The organism is Novosphingobium rosa NBRC 15208, from assembly GCF_001598555.1.
Lineage (GTDB): Bacteria > Pseudomonadota > Alphaproteobacteria > Sphingomonadales > Sphingomonadaceae > Novosphingobium > Novosphingobium rosa.
In genome coordinates this window covers 14427-31147 of the sequence record NZ_BCZE01000009.1, presented here as the reverse complement: position 1 = coordinate 31147, position 16721 = coordinate 14427, and the positions used below count along the sequence as shown (strand labels likewise).

At 65.2% G+C, this 16721-nt stretch carries 14 protein-coding genes; 3 read left to right on the top strand and 11 right to left on the bottom strand.

What is annotated here, in order from left to right; genetic code table 11:
* Positions 1-46: 46 nt before the first annotated feature.
* The 5 genes from ligA to SR3_RS03740 form a co-directional block, all read right to left on the bottom strand.
* Complete coding sequence (gene ligA / locus SR3_RS03760; protein ID WP_068080948.1) at positions 47-2215, bottom strand: NAD-dependent DNA ligase LigA; 2169 nt, start codon at positions 2213-2215, stop codon at positions 47-49.
* Between the two features lie 9 nt (positions 2216-2224).
* Positions 2225-2902, bottom strand: a complete 678-nt coding sequence (locus SR3_RS03755) for a GNAT family N-acetyltransferase (RefSeq protein ID WP_068080945.1) — start codon at positions 2900-2902, stop codon at positions 2225-2227.
* Between the two features lie 296 nt (positions 2903-3198).
* Entirely contained in the window at positions 3199-4884 is a 1686-nt protein-coding gene (recN, locus tag SR3_RS03750) for a DNA repair protein RecN (protein WP_068080943.1), read from the bottom strand.
* 83 nt (positions 4885-4967) lie between these two features.
* Complete coding sequence (locus SR3_RS03745; RefSeq protein WP_157098613.1) at positions 4968-5228, bottom strand: hypothetical protein; 261 nt, start codon at positions 5226-5228, stop codon at positions 4968-4970.
* Positions 5229-5341: 113 nt separating this feature from the next.
* Positions 5342-5818: an RrF2 family transcriptional regulator gene (locus SR3_RS03740; protein ID WP_068081320.1), complete on the bottom strand. Its 477-nt coding sequence runs from the start codon at positions 5816-5818 to the stop codon at positions 5342-5344.
* A 239-nt stretch (positions 5819-6057) separates the two neighbouring features.
* Here SR3_RS03740 and SR3_RS03735 point away from each other — a divergent pair, with 239 nt between their 5' ends.
* Entirely contained in the window at positions 6058-6519 is a 462-nt protein-coding gene (locus SR3_RS03735) for a hypothetical protein (RefSeq protein ID WP_157098612.1), read from the top strand.
* Positions 6520-6594: 75 nt separating this feature from the next.
* Here SR3_RS03735 and SR3_RS03730 read toward each other — a convergent pair whose 3' ends face one another.
* Both SR3_RS03730 and dapA read right to left on the bottom strand, forming a co-directional pair.
* Positions 6595-7374 carry an outer membrane protein assembly factor BamD gene (locus tag SR3_RS03730; RefSeq protein WP_068081317.1) on the bottom strand — a complete coding sequence of 260 codons (780 nt, stop codon included), beginning with the start codon at positions 7372-7374 and terminating at the stop codon, positions 6595-6597.
* A 265-nt stretch (positions 7375-7639) separates the two neighbouring features.
* Positions 7640-8521 (bottom strand): 4-hydroxy-tetrahydrodipicolinate synthase, encoded by an 882-nt coding sequence (gene dapA, locus SR3_RS03725; RefSeq protein ID WP_068080936.1) that lies wholly within the window; start codon positions 8519-8521, stop codon positions 7640-7642.
* Between the two features lie 111 nt (positions 8522-8632).
* Here dapA and SR3_RS03720 point away from each other — a divergent pair, with 111 nt between their 5' ends.
* Both SR3_RS03720 and mobA read left to right on the top strand, forming a co-directional pair.
* The gene (locus SR3_RS03720; protein WP_068080933.1) at positions 8633-10894 is read left to right on the top strand and encodes a lytic transglycosylase domain-containing protein; all 2262 of its coding nucleotides are present in this window, start codon (positions 8633-8635) and stop codon (positions 10892-10894) included.
* Positions 10895-10896: 2 nt separating this feature from the next.
* The gene (gene mobA / locus SR3_RS03715; RefSeq protein WP_068080928.1) at positions 10897-11451 is read left to right on the top strand and encodes a molybdenum cofactor guanylyltransferase; all 555 of its coding nucleotides are present in this window, start codon (positions 10897-10899) and stop codon (positions 11449-11451) included.
* On the opposite strand, the gene cobA is transcribed toward mobA, so the two are convergent.
* The 4 genes from cobA to SR3_RS03695 all read right to left on the bottom strand — a co-directional run bounded on the left by cobA (position 11417) and on the right by SR3_RS03695 (position 16715).
* Positions 11417-12199 carry a uroporphyrinogen-III C-methyltransferase gene (gene cobA / locus SR3_RS03710; RefSeq protein ID WP_068080924.1) on the bottom strand — a complete coding sequence of 261 codons (783 nt, stop codon included), beginning with the start codon at positions 12197-12199 and terminating at the stop codon, positions 11417-11419. The two genes, mobA and cobA, sit on opposite strands and share 35 nt — an antisense overlap.
* Positions 12200-12249: 50 nt before the next feature.
* Positions 12250-12618, bottom strand: a complete 369-nt coding sequence (nirD, locus tag SR3_RS03705; RefSeq protein ID WP_068080922.1) for a nitrite reductase small subunit NirD — start codon at positions 12616-12618, stop codon at positions 12250-12252.
* Positions 12615-15113: a nitrite reductase large subunit NirB gene (gene nirB, locus SR3_RS03700; protein ID WP_068080919.1), complete on the bottom strand. Its 2499-nt coding sequence runs from the start codon at positions 15111-15113 to the stop codon at positions 12615-12617. Before nirB ends, nirD begins: the two co-directional genes overlap by 4 nt.
* Before the next feature lie 234 nt (positions 15114-15347).
* On the bottom strand, positions 15348-16715 hold the full coding sequence (locus tag SR3_RS03695; RefSeq protein WP_245653756.1) for an alginate export family protein: 1368 nt from the start codon (positions 16713-16715) through the stop codon (positions 15348-15350).
* Between the last annotated feature and the right edge of the window lie 6 nt (positions 16716-16721).

The following is a 16721-nucleotide window of genomic DNA, read 5'->3' as shown; positions in this document are numbered from 1 at the left end:
CGCGCCCGGGCCCCAAGAGGGAATTGCCGTATAGGGTTATGAAGAATTATCCCGCGCGCGCAACGATCTGCGCCCACTCGGCTTCGTCGATCACCGGGATGTTCAGCGCGGCAGCCTGCTTCAGCTTCGAGCCCGCGCCGGGCCCGGCCACCACCAGATCGGTCTTGGCACTGACCGAGCCCGCCGAGCGCGCGCCCAGCCTTTCGGCCTGCGCCTTGGCCTCGTCGCGGCTCATGGTTTCCAGCTTGCCGGTGAAGACCACGGTCTTGCCCGCCACCTCGCTGGCCATGGTCTCCACGACGTAGTCGGGCGGGCTGACCTCGTTCATCAGATCCTCCCACACATCGACATTGTGCATCTCGTGGAAGAAGTCGATCAGGCCGACGGTCACCTCGGGGCCGACGCCGGGCACGCCGATCTGGGCCGCCATCTCATTGGCCAGCTTGCGGATGAAGCGCGCCTGATCGGGGGTCTTGGCATCCTCGACCGCTTCGGCGAGTTCGGCGTGGTAGGTGGCTTCCTTCTCGTCACGGTGGCGGGACAGCACCTCGATCTTGCGGCGCAGCGCATCGAGCGTGACAAAGCGCTTGAGCAGATCGCGCGCCGTCACCACGCCGACATGGCGAATGCCCAGGCCAAACAGCAGCCGCGCGGCATCGGGCTGGCGCTTGGCCTCGATAGCTTTCAACAGGTTATCCACAGACTTATCCTGCCATCCCGGCCTGCCGACGATCTCGTCGCGGCGGGCCTTCAGGCGGAAGATGTCGGCGGGGCTCTCCAGCCAGCCAAGGCCGAAGAACTCATCGATGGTCTTTTCGCCAAGCCCTTCAATGTCTAAAGCGCCACGGCTCACAAAATGCTTGAGCCTTTCGGTGCGCTGGGCCGGGCAGATCAGGCCGCCGGTGCAACGCACATCGACCTCGCCCTCTTCGGCGACGGCCTCGCTGCCGCATTCGGGGCAGTGATCGGGGAAGATGAAGGGCTCGCGCTCCTCGTCGCGGGTGACGTTCTCCACCACCTGCGGGATCACATCGCCCGCGCGCTGCAGCACCACGCGGTCACCCACGCGCACGCCGAGGCGCCCGATCTCGTCGCGGTTGTGCAGCGTGACATTGGTGACGGTCACCCCGCCCACCAGCACCGGCGCCAGACGGCCCACCGGGGTCAGCTTGCCGGTGCGGCCGACCTGAATGTCGATGGCCTCCAGCGTGGTTTCGGCGCGCTCGGCGGGGAATTTGCGGGCGATGGCCCAGCGCGGCGCCTTGGCGACAAAACCCAGACGCGCCTGCCATTCCAGCGAGTCGACCTTGTAGACCACGCCGTCGATTTCATAGGGCAGACCGGCGCGGCGCCGGGCCAGATCGTTGTAATAGCCGACCGCGCCGTCCAGATCGCGCGGATGCCATTCCTCCAGAGCGGTGTCGAAGCCCCAGCCCGCAATGGCCTCCATCACGCCGCCCTGCGTGGCAGCAGGCAACGCGGAATACGCGCCCCAACCATGCGCGTAAAACCGCAGCGGTCGGCTGGCGGTCACCTTGGCATCTTTCTGCCGCAGCGAGCCAGCAGCGGCATTGCGCGGATTGGCGAAGATCTTCTCGCCCTTCTCCTCCTGCGCGGCGTTCAGAGCGGCGAAGGCGGCCTTCTCCATATAGACCTCGCCGCGCACCTCGAAGAGGTCCGGGACGTTATCGCCCTGCAACTGCTGGGGAATATCGGCGATATGGGCCACGTTGGGCGTCACATCCTCGCCCACCTGACCATCACCGCGCGTGGCGGCGCGCACCAGCACGCCCTTCTCATAGCGCAGCGAGCAGGACAGTCCGTCGATCTTGGGCTCCGCCGTCATCGGCACGGCGGCATCCTCGGGCAGCGCCAGAAAGCGGCGGACACGCGCGACAAACTCGGCCAGTTCCTCGTCGGAAAAGGCATTGTCCAGGCTCATCATCCGCACATCATGCGTGACCTTCGAGAGGGGAGACGCCGCCACCTCGAACCCGACCTTGTCCGTGGGCGAATCGGCGCGCTTCAGATGCGGGAACGCCTCTTCCAGCACCTCATTGCGGCGGATCAGCGCGTCATAGGCCGCATCCTCGATCTCGGGCGCGTCATCCAGATGGTATTTCTGGCGGGCGCGGTTGATCTGGCGGGCAAGCCGCATCAGCTCATTGGCGGCATCGGCATCGGTCAGGCTGGAAAGATCTTGCGGGTCACTCATAGCCGTCCCTTAGCCGCGCCGCAGCGCCATCGCCACCAGCCTTGAGCGCTGATGGAAACCCAACTGTTCATAAAGCGCGATTGCTCCGGCATTATCCGCCCAGCTGTGCAGAAAAGCCGCATCGCCGCGTGCCGCGAACCCCGCCATCACCTTGCCGATCAGCTTTGCCGCATAGCCACGCCCGCGGAACGCCGGATCGGTGCACACCCCGCTGACCTCCGCGAGTCCCTCCACGGGGCGCATGCGCTCTCCGGCCATGGCCATGACGCGGTTGTTCTGCCGGATGCCGTAAAAGGCTCCGTAGAGATGGGTTTTCGCGCCCCAAGGCCCGGGCTGGTTGGCCAGCGCGAGAGAGGTCATGTCTGCCACGTCGCTTTCGCCCAAAGCTTCGATGCCCTCCGGATCGAAAGCCGGAGGAGCGCCCTGCGCCACCATCTGCGTCAACACGCCCTGCTTCACCACGCGCAAGCCTTGGGGCGGGACGAAAGCCTCGGGCTCGACCAGCCAGATTTCATCCTCGTCACGCTGCAGCAGATCGATCAACGTGTGCTCCTCGCCGGGCGCGGCGGCGGCGAAGGGGCCATAGCCGGGGTCGATCCTGAGCGCGGTTTTCGCGGCATTCCATTGCGCCAGAGCAGCTTGTGGGCCGTTAAGAGCAGACCAGACAGGGCGATCCAAAGGGGACATGAAGAGCCTTCAAGAAGAGATATGCGAGGGCCTCTTAGCGAGCGCTTGTCGCGAGCGACAAGCTATGGCGCCCTCGCGCTCCCTTTAATGCCTTCGTCGCGCCCTGACCATCGGGCAGGCACGGGTTCTGAGCACCGCAGGCTTTAAAATTTCGAGGACAGCGCACGGATTTGAAGAGGATTGCCTGCGACGCCTTGGCTTGCGCGGGTGGAGAGACCGGGCGCAACGATCAGGGGGCCACTGCCTGATCGCCGGGAGGCATAAAGGGAACGCGCGGGATGGCCCTCGCTTTTCCCTCAAACCCCTTCCAGCAACCTCTCAGCCTGAGCCCGAGCTTCCGGCGTAATTTCCGCCCCAGACAACATGCGCGCGATCTCATGCCGCCGCCCGTCTTCGTCCAGCTGCTGGACGCCGGTGCGCGTCACCGTGCCATCGCTCGATTTGGCGATAAAGTAGTGCTGCCCCCCGCGCGCGGCGACCTGCGGGCTATGCGTGACGGCCAGCAACTGCCCCCCGCCCTGCCCGCCAGCCAGACGCGCCAGACGCTCGCCAATGGCCTGCGCCACCGCACCACCGACGCCGCGGTCGATTTCATCGAAGATGACCGTGGCCGCGCCGCCCTCTTCGGCCAGCGCAACTTTCAGCGCGAGGATAAAGCGCGACAGTTCGCCACCCGAGGCGATCTTGGCCAGAGGCGCGAAATCAGCACCGGGGTTGGTGGCGATCATGAACTCCACCGCATCGACGCCGCCGGCCCCCCAGCGCTCCTCGGGCAGACGCAGGACAGCGGTGCGGAAGCGGGCGGCATCCAGTTTCAGCGGAGCAAGTTCGCCCTTCACCGCCACGTCCAGCTTTGCGGCAGCTTCCACGCGGGCGACGCTCAGTGCTTCGGCCAGCGCGCGATATTCCAGACCGCCTTCGTGCGCCGCCTTTTCCAGCGTGGCGAGGCCTTCCTCGCCCGCCTCGATGGCCTCGAGTTCCTCACGCATGTCGCGCATCTTGCCGGGCAGGTCGTCCACCGCGCAGCTGTGCTTGCGGGCGGCGGCGCGCAAGTCGAACAGGCGGGTCTCGATGCGGTCGAGGGCCATGGGATCGTGGGCCAGCGCTTCCACCGCGCGCTCGATGCGCTCCTCGGCCTCGCCCGCTTCGATCATGGCGCGGTCGAGGGCTTCCAGCGCCTCGCCCAGCAGTTCATGCTCGCCAGCAATGCGGTCGAGGCGGCGCGAGGCGGCGCGCAATTGCGCCAAAGCGCTGTCCGAGCCGGTGAACAGATGCGAGAGTTCCGCCAGATCGCCCGAAAGGCGCTCGCCCTTCTGCATATCGGCGCGAGCGGCGGCGAGGTCATCCTCCTCACCCTCCACCGGGGCCAGCGCCGCCAGTTCGGCGACATGGGCCAGCAGCAGATCGCGATCTTCCGAAGCTTTTGCCAGGCGGGCGCGGGCCGTGGCCAGCGCATCCTCGGCCTTGCGCCAGCGGCGCCATGCGGTTTCCACCGCGCCCGCATCCACCCCGGCGCCATGGCCGACATAGCGGTCCAGCAAGGCACGGTGCCCGCGCGGATTGACCAGACCGCGATCATCGTGCTGGCCATGGATTTCGACGAGGAAGGGAGCAATCTCGCGCAGCAGCGCCACGCTGACCGGCTGGTCGTTGATATAGGCGCGCGATCCGCCATCCTGTTTCAACTGACGGCGCAGGATCAGTGGCTCGCCTGGCTCCACCTCCACCCCGGCCTCGCCCAGCGTGGCGGTCAGGCCTTGAGCCAGATGGGCGCCGTCAAAGCTGGCGACAACGCTGGCGACGGTCTCACCCGCGCGGATCAGGCCGAGATCGGCGCGCGCGCCCAGCACCAGCCCCAGCGCGTCGAGCAGGATCGACTTGCCCGCACCGGTTTCACCGGTCAGCACGCCCAGGCCAGCATGAAAATCGAGGTCAAGCGCCTCGATCAGCACGATGTTGCGGATGGATAGGGTCGTCAGCATGTTCGCGCGCTGTTCTAGCGCAGCCAGACTGGCGCGTCACCCCGCTATTACGATTTTCGTAAAAGCTGCGGTGATATTAACCATCACATCAGGAAGCGATAGAGGCCCGCGCCCACGGCGACCAGCCACACGGCGGCGATCAGCACATATTCGATATGGATGGTGCGATCGGAACCGGCGACGGAGAGCTGCTCGCTGATATCCTCCGGCGAAAGCCAGATGGCTTCGAGCACGTCATTGGCCGGAGCGCGGCGGGCCGAGTCCAGCACTTCACGCGCCAGTTCAGCAGCAGCCTGTTCATCCAGCAGCGGTGCAGAAGACGAAAATTGCGGTGAATAACCCATGGACGTCAGCCCCGATTCGGGGCTCGACAGTCGGCCCGCTGAGAGCTTTTCTAGGGCTTGGACATTAACAGATGTTCACTTGAGCATCGTTAATAAAATCCTAGCGGCACACCCTAGCGAAGACCCTTATTGACGCGAGAAGGTCTTGGTAAATCAGGTGATTGCTCGAAAGGAGCCTCCACCTCGATGGGGTCGGCCAGAGTCAATCTGTCGAGCATGGCGGCCATTTCGTCGCGCAGGGCCAGCATCACCCCGCGCAGCCGGCATTCAGCCTCCGGCAGGCAGTTTGTGCAATGCTCATGGGCATAGCGGCTGGCGCAGGGCACCAGCGCCAGCGAGCCGCGCGTCAGCCGAATGATGTCACCATAACGCACGTCGCAGGGAGGCAGCGCCAGCTCATAGCCGCCCTCACGCCCGCGATGCGAGATCACCACGCCCTCACGCACCATCTCCGAAAGGATGACGGTGAGGAATTTGCGCGGAATGTTCTGGGTCTGCGCGATATCGTCGAGCCGGATCGGCCCCTGACGATAGCGATCAGCCAGATGCTGGAGCGCACGGATCGTATAGCGGGTTTTTTGCGAGAGCATGGGTCTGGTCAGCCGGGGGAGGCGCGACACGCGCAACCCTCTGTCGTCTCTTGAAGCGCTTCTTGGCGAGAAATGTCAACCTCGGCGCTAGATTTTTAACATTGACGCGCGCGTGATCGACACAATCGATCAAGGTAGAGCTTTCCGGCGCAAACAATCACCTCACCGCAGGCAAGGGTTAAGTTAATGGACGACGCCAGCCAGACATGGCAAAAGGGCGCCAATCAAGGATGACCGTCATGCTCCCCCTTCTGATGGCCCTCGCCCTCATGGCCGATGGCCCGACCAATGTCCCCAGCCACGATGGCGGGGTCTGCGCAGGCTTGTCCTGGATCACGCTGGCGCCGGGAGAAACCGCCACTGTCGATCCTGGCCCCGATTTCGAAGTGCTGCGCTTCTCTGGTCCGCTGGGTCCGGAAGACAATTGGTGGAGCGTCTACAGCGGCAATCACCCGCAGGTGAGCGGCAATGGCCCCGTGCTGCTGGAGCGTGACGGCGTCACCGTGCGCAGCGCCCTGGCGAACGGGCTGTTTCGCGGCTATGTCGCCCAGAAGGGTGACGCCTCCAAGAACGAAGAGATCAACCACTTCTTCGGCTCGATCTTCACCGGCACCCCCAGCGACAAGGCGATCTTCGAGCGGATCGATTTCGGCCACAAGCGTGACCAGTTCTGCGGCAAGGAAAAGCCCGCAGAGAAATAAGCCTTCGGCAGACCAGCAAAAAGGCCCCGCAGGCGATGCCGCGGGGCCTTTTTCATGCCATCGATCCTGAAAGCCTCAGCTGACCTTCAGGCCCGGATCATACTTGTTCATCAGCTTGTAGGCCTTCTCATACCACTCGCTGCCGGGATAGTTGGCGCCCAGCACGGCGGCATACTTCTGCGCCTCTTCGGGCAGGCCGATCGAGAGGTTGCTCTCCACCAGACGGAACAGCGCCTCCGAAGCATGGCTGGTGTTGCCGTAGTGATCCACCACATTGCGGAAGCGGATGTCAGCCGCCAGCCAGCGACCGGCGCGCTCATAGAAACGGCCGATGTCCATTTCCTTGCCCGCGAGGTGGTCGTTGATCAGATCGATCTTCAGGCGAGCGTCCACCGCGAAGCGCGTGTCGGGATAGCGGCGCACCACATCGTTCATCGCGCTCAGCGCCTGAAGCGTGATCTTCTGGTCGCGCGTCACGTCCTGGATCTGCTCGTAATAGCACAGGGCGATCAGGTAATAGGCGTAGCCCGCATCCTTGTTGCCCGGATGGATCGAAAGGAAGCGCTGCGCGGCCTGGATCGCCTTGGTGTAATCCTTGCCGCTGTAATAGGAGAAGGCGCTCATCAGCTGGGCGCGGCGGGCCCAGGGCGAATAGGGGTGCTGGCGCTCGACCTCGTCGAACAGCGCGCCCGCCACCTTGGCGTCGCCATCATCCAGCTTCCGCTTGGCGGCCAGGTAGAGCGAATCGACGTCACGCGCCACATAGGCGGTGTCCTTCGCCTTGCCGCCCTTCCCGGCACAACCCGCCGTCAGAGCGACCGCCATGGCGCAACCGGCCAGAGCAAGCGCACGCATCGGCGACAGGGAAGCAAAGGGCGAAATGCGGGGCGATGCATGATCCATGACCAGCGCCTATAACCAGCCCTTGGCTGAACGCCAAGTGAAAGGCGTGGGTGCCCTGCCCCGGTTGCGACACTTTTTGTCTTTTTCCGCAGGGGCAGAAAGGGAAAGGTATAAAAGGAAGAATGCGAGGATGTTACACCCTCGCGCTCCCATGACGTCTATCGGCGAAAGGACAGTGGCACACGATCGTCGCGCGCCACCTCACAACCTGTTCTGGTCAGATCAACCCGGCGTGTTCCAGCGCCTCATCCACGGCCTTCTTCGCCTCGGCGCTGGCTTCCACCAGCGGCAGGCGCAGCTCATCCTTGAACCACGGATGCACGCGCGAAAGGGCGTACTTCACCGGGCCCGGCGAGGCATCCTCGAACATTGCGTAATGCAGCGGATAGAGAACATCGTTCAGACGGCGCGCCTCGGCCAGATCGCCCGCCGCGCAGGCCGCCTGGAACTGGGCGCACAGCGCGGGCGCCACATTGGCCGTCACCGAGATGCAGCCCACGCCGCCCGCCGCAAAGAAGGGCAGCGCCAGCTCGTCGTCGCCCGAAAGCTGGCAGAAGTCCTTGCCGATGCCCATGCGGTGGTCCGTCACGCGCGACAGATCGCCGCTGGCGTCCTTGATGGCCACGATCTTGTCGGGATAGCGCCGCGCCAGCTCGCACACCGTTTCCGGCTTGATGTCCGTCACCGTGCGCGCGGGCACGTTGTAGAGCACGATCGGCAGGTCGTTATGCTCGGCCAGATAGGAAAAATGCGCGATGAGCCCCGCCTGGCTCGGACGGTTGTAATAAGGCGCGACCAGAAGGGCGGCACTGGCCCCGCTCTTCTTGGAGAAATTCATGTGGAGAAGCGCATTCTGCGTGTCGTTCGAACCGCAGCCCGCGATCACCGGAACCCGGCCCGCCGCCTGCTCCACGCAGAGTTCGATGACCCGATGGTGTTCAGCGTTGGAAAGGGTGGAATTTTCTCCCGTGGTGCCGCATGGAACGAGGGCCGAGGAACCGTTCTCGATCTGCCAGTCCACCAGGCGGCGAAAGGCGGCCTCGTCAAACGCCCCGTCGCTAAAAGGCGTCACCAGAGCGGGAATGGAACCGGAGAACATGGACTTGTATTCCTGATTATGCCCCAGCCTGAGGGCGCCTGCCATTCCGGCATCCACCCGACCCGAGCCGTTACGATCACTCGCCAGCCTGATAGGGAGCCATTGCCCCATATGTCCACCCCTTCCTTCGCCCCCGCTCCTGTCATGGCTTCCCCCTCTCCGCGCGCGAAGGCAGCGCGCCTGCACCGCCGGATCGCCGCGCTTTCGCTGACCGTGCTGGTCTGCATGGCCGCCCCCGCGCAGTGTCAGGACGGATCGGAATGGGACCGCGCCCGCGCCCAGCTTCTCAGCACCGCGCCGGGCAGCATCGGCCCGGCGATCAGCCGCTGGCGCCAGCTGGTGGGCACCGATTCGGCGGGCTTCGATGCCTATGCCAGCTTCCTGCTGGCATGGCCCGGCCTGCCCGATGAGACCCGCATGCGCATGAATGCGGAGAAATCCCTCGCGCTCTATCCGGTGGATGCCGGTCGCCTTGTGGCCTTCTTCGACCGCTTCCCCCCGCTCACCAACCCGGCCCGCGCGCAATATGCGCTGGCTCTGGCACAGGTGGGCCGCCCCGAGGCCGCGCAGGTGGCCCGCGCGGCATGGCGCGGCGGCACCATGGCCGACACGGCGGAAACCGCGATCCAGCAGCGCTGGGGCAACAGCTTCACGCAGGACGATCAGAACGCCCGCCTCGATGCCGTGCTGTGGGACGGCAACCGCACGCAGGCCCAACGCGTGCTGCCCTATGCCAGCCCCTCGCTTCAGGCGGTGGCTCAGGCGCGCCTCGCCATCCAGAGCGCCAATGGCGGCAGCGACGCGCCCAATGGCAGCGTCCAGCCCTCCGACGATGCCGCCGCGATGGAGGCCGCCACCCGCGCCGCCAACCCTGGCCTGTTCACCACGCCGGTGCCAACCTCCTCCTACGCGCCGCCCCCGCCGCCGCCCGCGCCGGTGGTGCCGCCACCCAGCGCGGAAATGCTGTCCGATCCCGGCTATCTGGTCGACCGCGCCCGCATGCTCTTCCGCCAGAGCCGCGCCTATGAGGCGGCCAGCATGTATGCCCAGCGCCCCACGCCGACAAAGGCGGCGCTGGACGCCCGCCGCTGGGTGCAATCGAACCTGATGGCCGCCCGCGCCGCCGATCCGCGCACCGCGATCAATGTGGCCCTGAACGCGCAGAACGGCTTCGCCCCGGGCACAGACATCTCGCGGCAGGCCTTTGGCGTGCGTGACGATTACACCTCGCTGATGTGGCTGGGCGCCTCGCAGGCGATGTGGGCGCAGAGCGATTACATGTCGGCCTCGACCTTGTTCGCCCGCTATGCCGGAGCCGCCCGCACGCCCCAGACCCGCGCCAAGGGCTATTATTGGGCCGGTCGCGCGCTGGAAAAGGCGGGGCAATCCTCTCAGGCCCGCACCTATTTCCAGTCCGCCTCGGCCTTTGCCGATGAGTATCATGGCATGCTCTCGCTCGAACGCCTTGGCCTGCCGCTGCCCCCGCTGGGCGATCCGCGTCACCCCACGCCCGACGCCCGCGCCCGCGCCGCTTTTGCCGCCCGCCCCATCGCTCAGGCCGCGCGCGAACTGGCGCGCGACACCGACTGGACCACCGCGATCAAATTCTTCCGCGAACTGGCCGATCAGGCGAAAACCGAGCAGGATTTCGTGCTGCTGGAGGATTTCGCCCACAGCATCGGCCGCCGCGATCTGGGCGTGATCGGAGGGCAAGCGGCGGAGAACCTCGATATTCCCGGTTTCCGGGCCATGGCGTTCCCGCTGATGCCGGTGCCCGCCGGGGCCAACTGGACCATCGACCATGCCATCACAAGGCAGGAAAGCCAGTTCAGCCAGTATGCCATCAGCCGCACCGGCGCGCGGGGCCTGATGCAGCTGATGCCCGCCACCGCCGCCGATCAGGCGCGCAAGCTGGGCATGGTCTATAGCCCATCCACGCTTAGCAGCGATCCGCAGGCCAATCTGCAGTTGGGCGACGCCTATTTCGCGCGGGTGCTGGCGGGCTTCAACGGATCGTATCCGCTGGCGATCGCGGCCTATAACGCTGGCGGCGGCAATGTGCGCAAATGGCTGGCGGCGCGCGGCGATCCGCGCGGCGGCTCGACCGACAACTGGGTCGACTGGATCGAGAAGATCCCCTTCAGCGAGACGCGCGGCTATGTGCAGCATGTGCTGGAAAACGCCGTGGTTTATGAGGCGATGAACCCGTCCCGCGCCAAGATGAGCCGGGGCAACACCCCGCTCAGCCACTTTATCAAGGTGCCCGCGCCAGCACCCGTCACCGCCCTGCCCCCCGCTCCGGTGGATAGCGCGCCGGCCGATGGCTTTGTCTCGCAACCGGTGGTGCAGCAGATCCCGCCGGGCGCGAACTGAGGATGCGCGTGCTGGGCGCCGTTCTGGCGGGCGGGCGCTCATCGCGCTTCGGCAGCGACAAGGCGCAGGCCTTGCTGGAGGGCGTAAGCCTGCTCGATCATGCGCGGGCGGCGCTAGCGCCCTTTTGCGAAGAGGTGGTGGTCTGCGGCCATCCCCATCCCGGCGCCCGCGTGCTGGCGGATCGCCCCGCGCCCGATATGGGTCCGCTGGGTGGGCTGAACGCCGCGCTGCATGAAGCCGAGGCGGGTGGTTTCGACGGCGTGCTGGTCACCGGCTGCGATATGCCCAGCTTTCCGCCTGCTCTGGCCCATGCGCTGATCGGTGAAGGCGCGGCGGTGCTGGAAGGCCAGCCGCTGGCCGCATGGTGGCCCGCCACTCTGGCCGAACTGTTGGACCGGCATCTGGCCGAAACCAGCAAGCATTCGATCCATGGCTGGATCGAGCGGGTTGGCCCCCGCATCGTCACCATGCCCGATCTGGTGCTGCCCAACATCAACCGGCCCAGCGATCTGGACGCGCTGGTTAACGCTCCGCCTTCAGCACCTCTTCCACGCTGACGAAACGGCCCTGTCCACGCGGGGCGACAGCCTCACCGATCAGCAGCAGGGTGGGGTCATCATCGCTGATCGTGGCGACAAGGAAAGACAGGGCCGCCAGCTTGCCCCGGATCAGGCGTTCATCGGGGCGCGAGACATTCACCGCCACCATCACCGGCGTTTCCGGATCGCGCCCGGCGGCGATCAACTGGCGGGCAATCTCGCCCGCCGCCGCGCGGCCCATATAGATGCCTAGCGTGGCATGCGGGCGGGCCAGAGCTTCCCAATCCAGCTTGAGCGGTTCGCCAGCCTTCAGATGCGCGGTGACGAAGGTGATCCCCCGCGCCGCGCCGCGCAGGGTGAGCGAGGCCTGTCCGCCCGCCGCCGCCGCGCTGGCCGTGGTCACGCCAGGGCAGACCCGCAAGGGCACACCATGGGCGGCAAGGTGATCCATCTCCTCGGCGCTGCGGCCGAAGATCGAGGGGTCGCCGCCTTTCAGGCGTACCACCTTCAGGTCTTCACGCGCGGCCTCCAGCAGCAGATCGTTGATGCTTTCCTGCGCCTTGCTGTGCCGGCCAGAGCGCTTGCCCACGCCGACCAGCCGCGTTTCCGCACGGGCCAGCGCCAGCACGCCCGCACCGACCAGCGCGTCGTAGAAGATGACATCGGCGGCGCGGATCAGCCTTTCGGCCTTGCGGGTGAGCAGCTCTGCATCCCCCGGCCCCGCGCCGACCAGCCAGACCATGCCGGCAGGGAAATCATCACTCATGGCTGGTCTCCATAAAGGTCATGATAGCGGCAAAAGCGCCGGGCGTATACTCAGGCGGCGCGCTCGGGCGCCATGGCGCCGATCACCGCCTCGCGCAGCAGATAGAGGCGCCCGGCATCGACTTTCAGCGGCACGGTCGGCACGCAGCCCTTGTCGTCACCCAGCGCATGGCCGGTTTTCAGGCTGATGTTCCAGCTGTGCAGCGGGCAGGTCACCACCGTGCCATGGACGATGCCTTGCGAAAGCGGCCCATGCTTGTGCGGGCATTTGTTGACCAGCGCGAAGAACTCGCCGCCCATCGTGTGGAAGATGGCGATCTCCTCAAGGTTTTCACCGTTGGGGGCCTGCACCGGCAGGGTGCGGGCATTGCCGGGGCTGATCTGGGTTACGGGGCCAATATCGAGCCAATCGCCGATCATTCCGCGGCCTCCTTGATCTGCATGGTGGGAAAGGGGCGGAACTCCGCCAGATGCTGGTGCAATTCGGCATCCTCGCCCTTGGCGCGGCGGGCCCATGGGTCGTCCTGCATAAAGCTTTGCGAATAGCGGAAGCGGGCAGCCAGGTGCTGCACGGCCTCGGGATCATCGAAAAGCCCGGCCTTCACATGATCGAGACCGACACGCTCGATCCACGGCGCGGTGCGTTCCAGATACCACGCCTGCTCACGATAGAGCTGGATGAAGGCGGCGCAGATATCCAACGCCTCCCGCTCGGTGGCCACCTTGCACAACAGATCGGTGCCGCGCAGATGGATGCCGCCATTGCCGCCGACATGCAGCTCATAGCCGCTGTCCACGCAGATCACGCCGAAGTCCTTGATCGTCGCCTCGGCGCAATTGCGCGGGCAGCCGCTGACGGCGATCTTGAACTTGTGAGGCATCCAGCTGCCCCAGGTCATCTGCTCGGTCTTGATACCCAGCCCGGTGGAATCCTGCGTCCCGAAGCGACACCATTCGGAACCCACGCAGGTCTTCACCGTGCGCAGCGACTTGCCATAGGCATGGCCCGAGACCATCCCGGCGGCGTTCAGATCGGCCCAGATGTCGGGCAGATCCTCCTTTTTGATGCCGAAGAGATCGAGGCGCTGCCCGCCCGTCACCTTCACCATGCGGGCGCCATATTTGTCGGCGGCGTCGGCGATAGCGCGCAGCTCGTTGGGGGTGGTCACCCCGCCCCACATGCGCGGGACGACCGAATAGGTGCCGTCCTTCTGAATGTTGGCATGCATGCGCTCATTGACGAAACGGCTGCGCTGATCGTCGACATAAACGCCCGGCCAGGCGCAGAGCAGGTAATAGTTGAGCGCCGGGCGGCAGGAGGCGCAGCCATCGGGCGTGGTCCAGTGCAGTTCCTGCATGACCTGCGGGATGGCCTTCAATTCCTTTTCGAGGATCAGGCGGCGCACATCGTCATGGCTGAACTTGGTGCATTTGCAGAGCGTCTTGGGCCCCGCCTTCACCTCATCGCCCAGCGTGATGGCCAGCAGGCTTTCCACCAGCCCGGTGCAGCTGCCGCAGGAGGCCGAGGCCTTGCACTGGCTGCGCACCGCATCGAGCGAGCAGGCCCCGCCATGGATGGTGGACACCACCATGCCCTTGGTGACGCCGTTGCAGCCGCAGATCTCGGCATCCTCGGAAAGCGCCGCCACCGCCGCATGCGGATCATTCGAGGCACCACCGCCCATAGCGAAGGCCTGACCGAAGATCAGCGCCTCGCGGATGTCGGCAATATCCTCGCCGCGCTTCAGCAGGTCGAAATACCAGTTGCCGTCGGCGGTGTCGCCATAAAGCACCGCGCCGACCAGCTTGTTCTCCTTGACGATCACCCGCTTGTAGAGCCCGCGCGCGGCATCGCGCATCACGATGTCCTCACAGCCCTCCCCGCCGGAGAAATCGCCCGCCGAGAACAGATCGATCCCCGACACCTTCAGCTTGGTGGAGGTGACGGACCCCTCATAGCCGCTGGGCGTGCCGGTGGCGGCATCGGCAAGGCTGCGGCACATCTCCCACAGCGGCGCGACCAGACCATAGCACGCCCCGCGATGCTGCACGCATTCGCCCACGGCCATGATCGCCGGATCGCTGGTGAGCATATGGTCATCGACCAGAATGCCGCGCTCCACCTCCAGCCCGGCCAGCCTGGCAAGGCCCGTGGAGGGCCGGATGCCGACCGCCATCACCACGATGTCGGCGGGAATTTCCTTGCCGTCCTTCAGGCGGACACCGGCGACATGACCGTCCTTCTCAAGGATCGCGGCGGTGTCGGCGCCGGTCAGGATGGTCTGGCCACGGCGCTCCAGCTCGCTTTTGAGCAGCCAGCCGGCGGCCTCATCGAGCTGGCGCTCCATCAGCGTGGGCATCAGATGCAGCACCGTCACATCCATGCCGCGCAAGGCAAGGCCGTGTGCTGCCTCCAGCCCCAGCAACCCGCCACCGATCACCACCGCATGGCCGCCTTTTTCGGCAGCGGCCAGCATCTTGTCGACATCGTCGAGATCGCGGAAGGTGACGACGCCCGGCAGATCCTTGCCCGGCACCGGGATGATAAAGGGATCGGAGCCGGTGGCGATCAGCAGGCGGTCATAGGGTTCGGTGCGGCCCGATCTGGCGGTGACCGTCTGACCGGCGCGATCGATGGAGACCACCGGATCGCCCGAAATCAGGGTGATGTTGTTCTGCGCATACCAGTCGGCGCCGTTGATGACGATGTCGTCGAAGGTCTTCTCGCCCGCCAGCACGGGGGACAGCATGATGCGGTTGTAATTGACCCGGGGTTCGGCGCCGAAGATCGTCACCGTGTAGCGCGTGGCATCGCGCGCCAGAATCTCCTCGACGGCTCGGCATCCGGCCATGCCGTTGCCGATGACGATCAGCCTTTCGGGCCGGTCGGTCGGGATGGGATGAAGGGCGGTCATGGCGTAGCTCCCCGGACAGACGCGCCAACGCAAAAAGCCGCCACGAACCCAAGCCGAAAGGCTGGATCGAGGCGGCGACGTTGCCACGCAAATGAAATGATGAAGCACCCGACCCCGGCGAATCGCCCCTCTTTGGGCGGCGAGATCAGATGGTGTGAAAGCAATTTACCGCTTCCACCCGCTTTCGCCAAGCAACTTTTTTGCAGCGCAGCGAAATGGGGGGAAGCAGAGGTTTCAAAAGCCGAAATCGGCCTCCAGCCAGAACTTTCTGGTATCAACACCAAAGCCCTTGGCGACATAGCTGGCATATTTCACCAGCCATCCCACCCTGCCCGTCTTGAGGCCGACCGAGGCATCGAACTCATTGCCGAATTTCACATTGCCCACATCGCTGCCGAACCAGTGATAGCTGGCGGCATAGGTGAGCCCGGGCAGAACCTTCACCTTGGGAAATTTCCCCGAAAGGCCCACATAGGTGTCGCCAAGGCCCGCATTGGGCGTGGTGAGGAAGATGTCCGCCCAGCCGTCGAACTTGTGCAGCGTGGCCATCGGCGTCTGCATCGACCATGTGCCGCCCACCGCATTGGCATCGGCGCCCATCAGCTCATAACCGACATTGGCGGTCTGGTTGTGGATTGTCAGCGCGGCATCGCCGAGGAAATAGTTAACACCATAACCCCTTGTGTTGTTGCCGTAATTCGATTGGCGGGCATAGCTGCCGGTCAACCCCAGAGAGACTGTTTTCGCCAGAGGCAGCAGCGTGGCGAAGCGCATGCCATAGGTCTGAGAACTGTCGAGTTGGCCGCGCGCGGCAGGCAGGTTGATAAAGCCGGTCTTGTCGTAATCGAGCAGATAGGCAAAGCCCTTCAGCGTGATCGGCCCATCCTTCACCCCGCCATTCACGAAAATGAATTTGCCCGAATAGTAATCGCGCGGATTGCCATAGGCCCCATAAATCGAATGCTGCTGGATGGCATAGGTGGCATCCAGATCGAACACGCCCTGATGCACCTGCGCGCGGGCTGCATCGAAGACCTGCTCATTCTGCCGCCAGCCCACCGAGCCGACAAAGCGCTGATCATCAAGGTTGATGCGCTGGCGGCCCACGGTCAGCGTCAACGCCTTTGTAGCGTACTGGATTTGCACGCGGTTGAGGCCCAAAGTCTGCGGATCGGCAATGGTCGCCAGCGACGGGCGATACTGGTTGTTGCCGGGCACCGCATAGGGAAAGGCGTTGTAGCCCTTATCGAAGGCCAGCGTGCCCACCGCCTCGGCCAAAAAGCCCAGATGGGTGGAGGCGTCCCTGATCTCGAAACCGGCGCGGGTGCGCAGGGTGACGGCATCGGCGCTCTTGCTGGTGGCGTCGACATCCTCCCAGCGCAGCCGCATATCCAGCATGGGATCGAAGGTGACGCCATCGCCGACGGTGATTGGATCACCAAATTTCGGCTGCGCAGGCGTGCCATCGGCCCGTGCAGGCGCGCCCCAGGCCAATGGTGCGGCCATCGCGGCCAGTGCCAGAGCACGGGTGGTTTTGAACGTCCCCATCATATCCCCCTGTTCGATATGGCGATGGCAGGACGCAGCGATGCCCTCAGACATGCGGCC

What these genes read in the sequence shown, in the direction of transcription:
- ligA (WP_068080948.1), bottom strand. Translation starts at nt 2,215, where the DNA reads ATGAGTGACCCGCAAGATCTTTCCAGCCTGACCGATGCCGATGCCGCC.
- SR3_RS03755 (WP_068080945.1), bottom strand. Translation starts at nt 2,902, where the DNA reads ATGTCCCCTTTGGATCGCCCTGTCTGGTCTGCTCTTAACGGCCCACAA.
- recN (WP_068080943.1), bottom strand. Translation starts at nt 4,884, where the DNA reads ATGCTGACGACCCTATCCATCCGCAACATCGTGCTGATCGAGGCGCTT.
- SR3_RS03745 (WP_157098613.1), bottom strand. Translation starts at nt 5,228, where the DNA reads ATGGGTTATTCACCGCAATTTTCGTCTTCTGCACCGCTGCTGGATGAA.
- SR3_RS03740 (WP_068081320.1), bottom strand. Translation starts at nt 5,818, where the DNA reads ATGCTCTCGCAAAAAACCCGCTATACGATCCGTGCGCTCCAGCATCTG.
- SR3_RS03735 (WP_157098612.1), top strand. Translation starts at nt 6,058, where the DNA reads ATGCTCCCCCTTCTGATGGCCCTCGCCCTCATGGCCGATGGCCCGACC.
- SR3_RS03730 (WP_068081317.1), bottom strand. Translation starts at nt 7,374, where the DNA reads ATGCGTGCGCTTGCTCTGGCCGGTTGCGCCATGGCGGTCGCTCTGACG.
- dapA (WP_068080936.1), bottom strand. Translation starts at nt 8,521, where the DNA reads ATGTTCTCCGGTTCCATTCCCGCTCTGGTGACGCCTTTTAGCGACGGG.
- SR3_RS03720 (WP_068080933.1), top strand. Translation starts at nt 8,633, where the DNA reads ATGTCCACCCCTTCCTTCGCCCCCGCTCCTGTCATGGCTTCCCCCTCT.
- mobA (WP_068080928.1), top strand. Translation starts at nt 10,897, where the DNA reads ATGCGCGTGCTGGGCGCCGTTCTGGCGGGCGGGCGCTCATCGCGCTTC.
- cobA (WP_068080924.1), bottom strand. Translation starts at nt 12,199, where the DNA reads ATGAGTGATGATTTCCCTGCCGGCATGGTCTGGCTGGTCGGCGCGGGG.
- nirD (WP_068080922.1), bottom strand. Translation starts at nt 12,618, where the DNA reads ATGATCGGCGATTGGCTCGATATTGGCCCCGTAACCCAGATCAGCCCC.
- nirB (WP_068080919.1), bottom strand. Translation starts at nt 15,113, where the DNA reads ATGACCGCCCTTCATCCCATCCCGACCGACCGGCCCGAAAGGCTGATC.
- SR3_RS03695 (WP_245653756.1), bottom strand. Translation starts at nt 16,715, where the DNA reads ATGTCTGAGGGCATCGCTGCGTCCTGCCATCGCCATATCGAACAGGGG.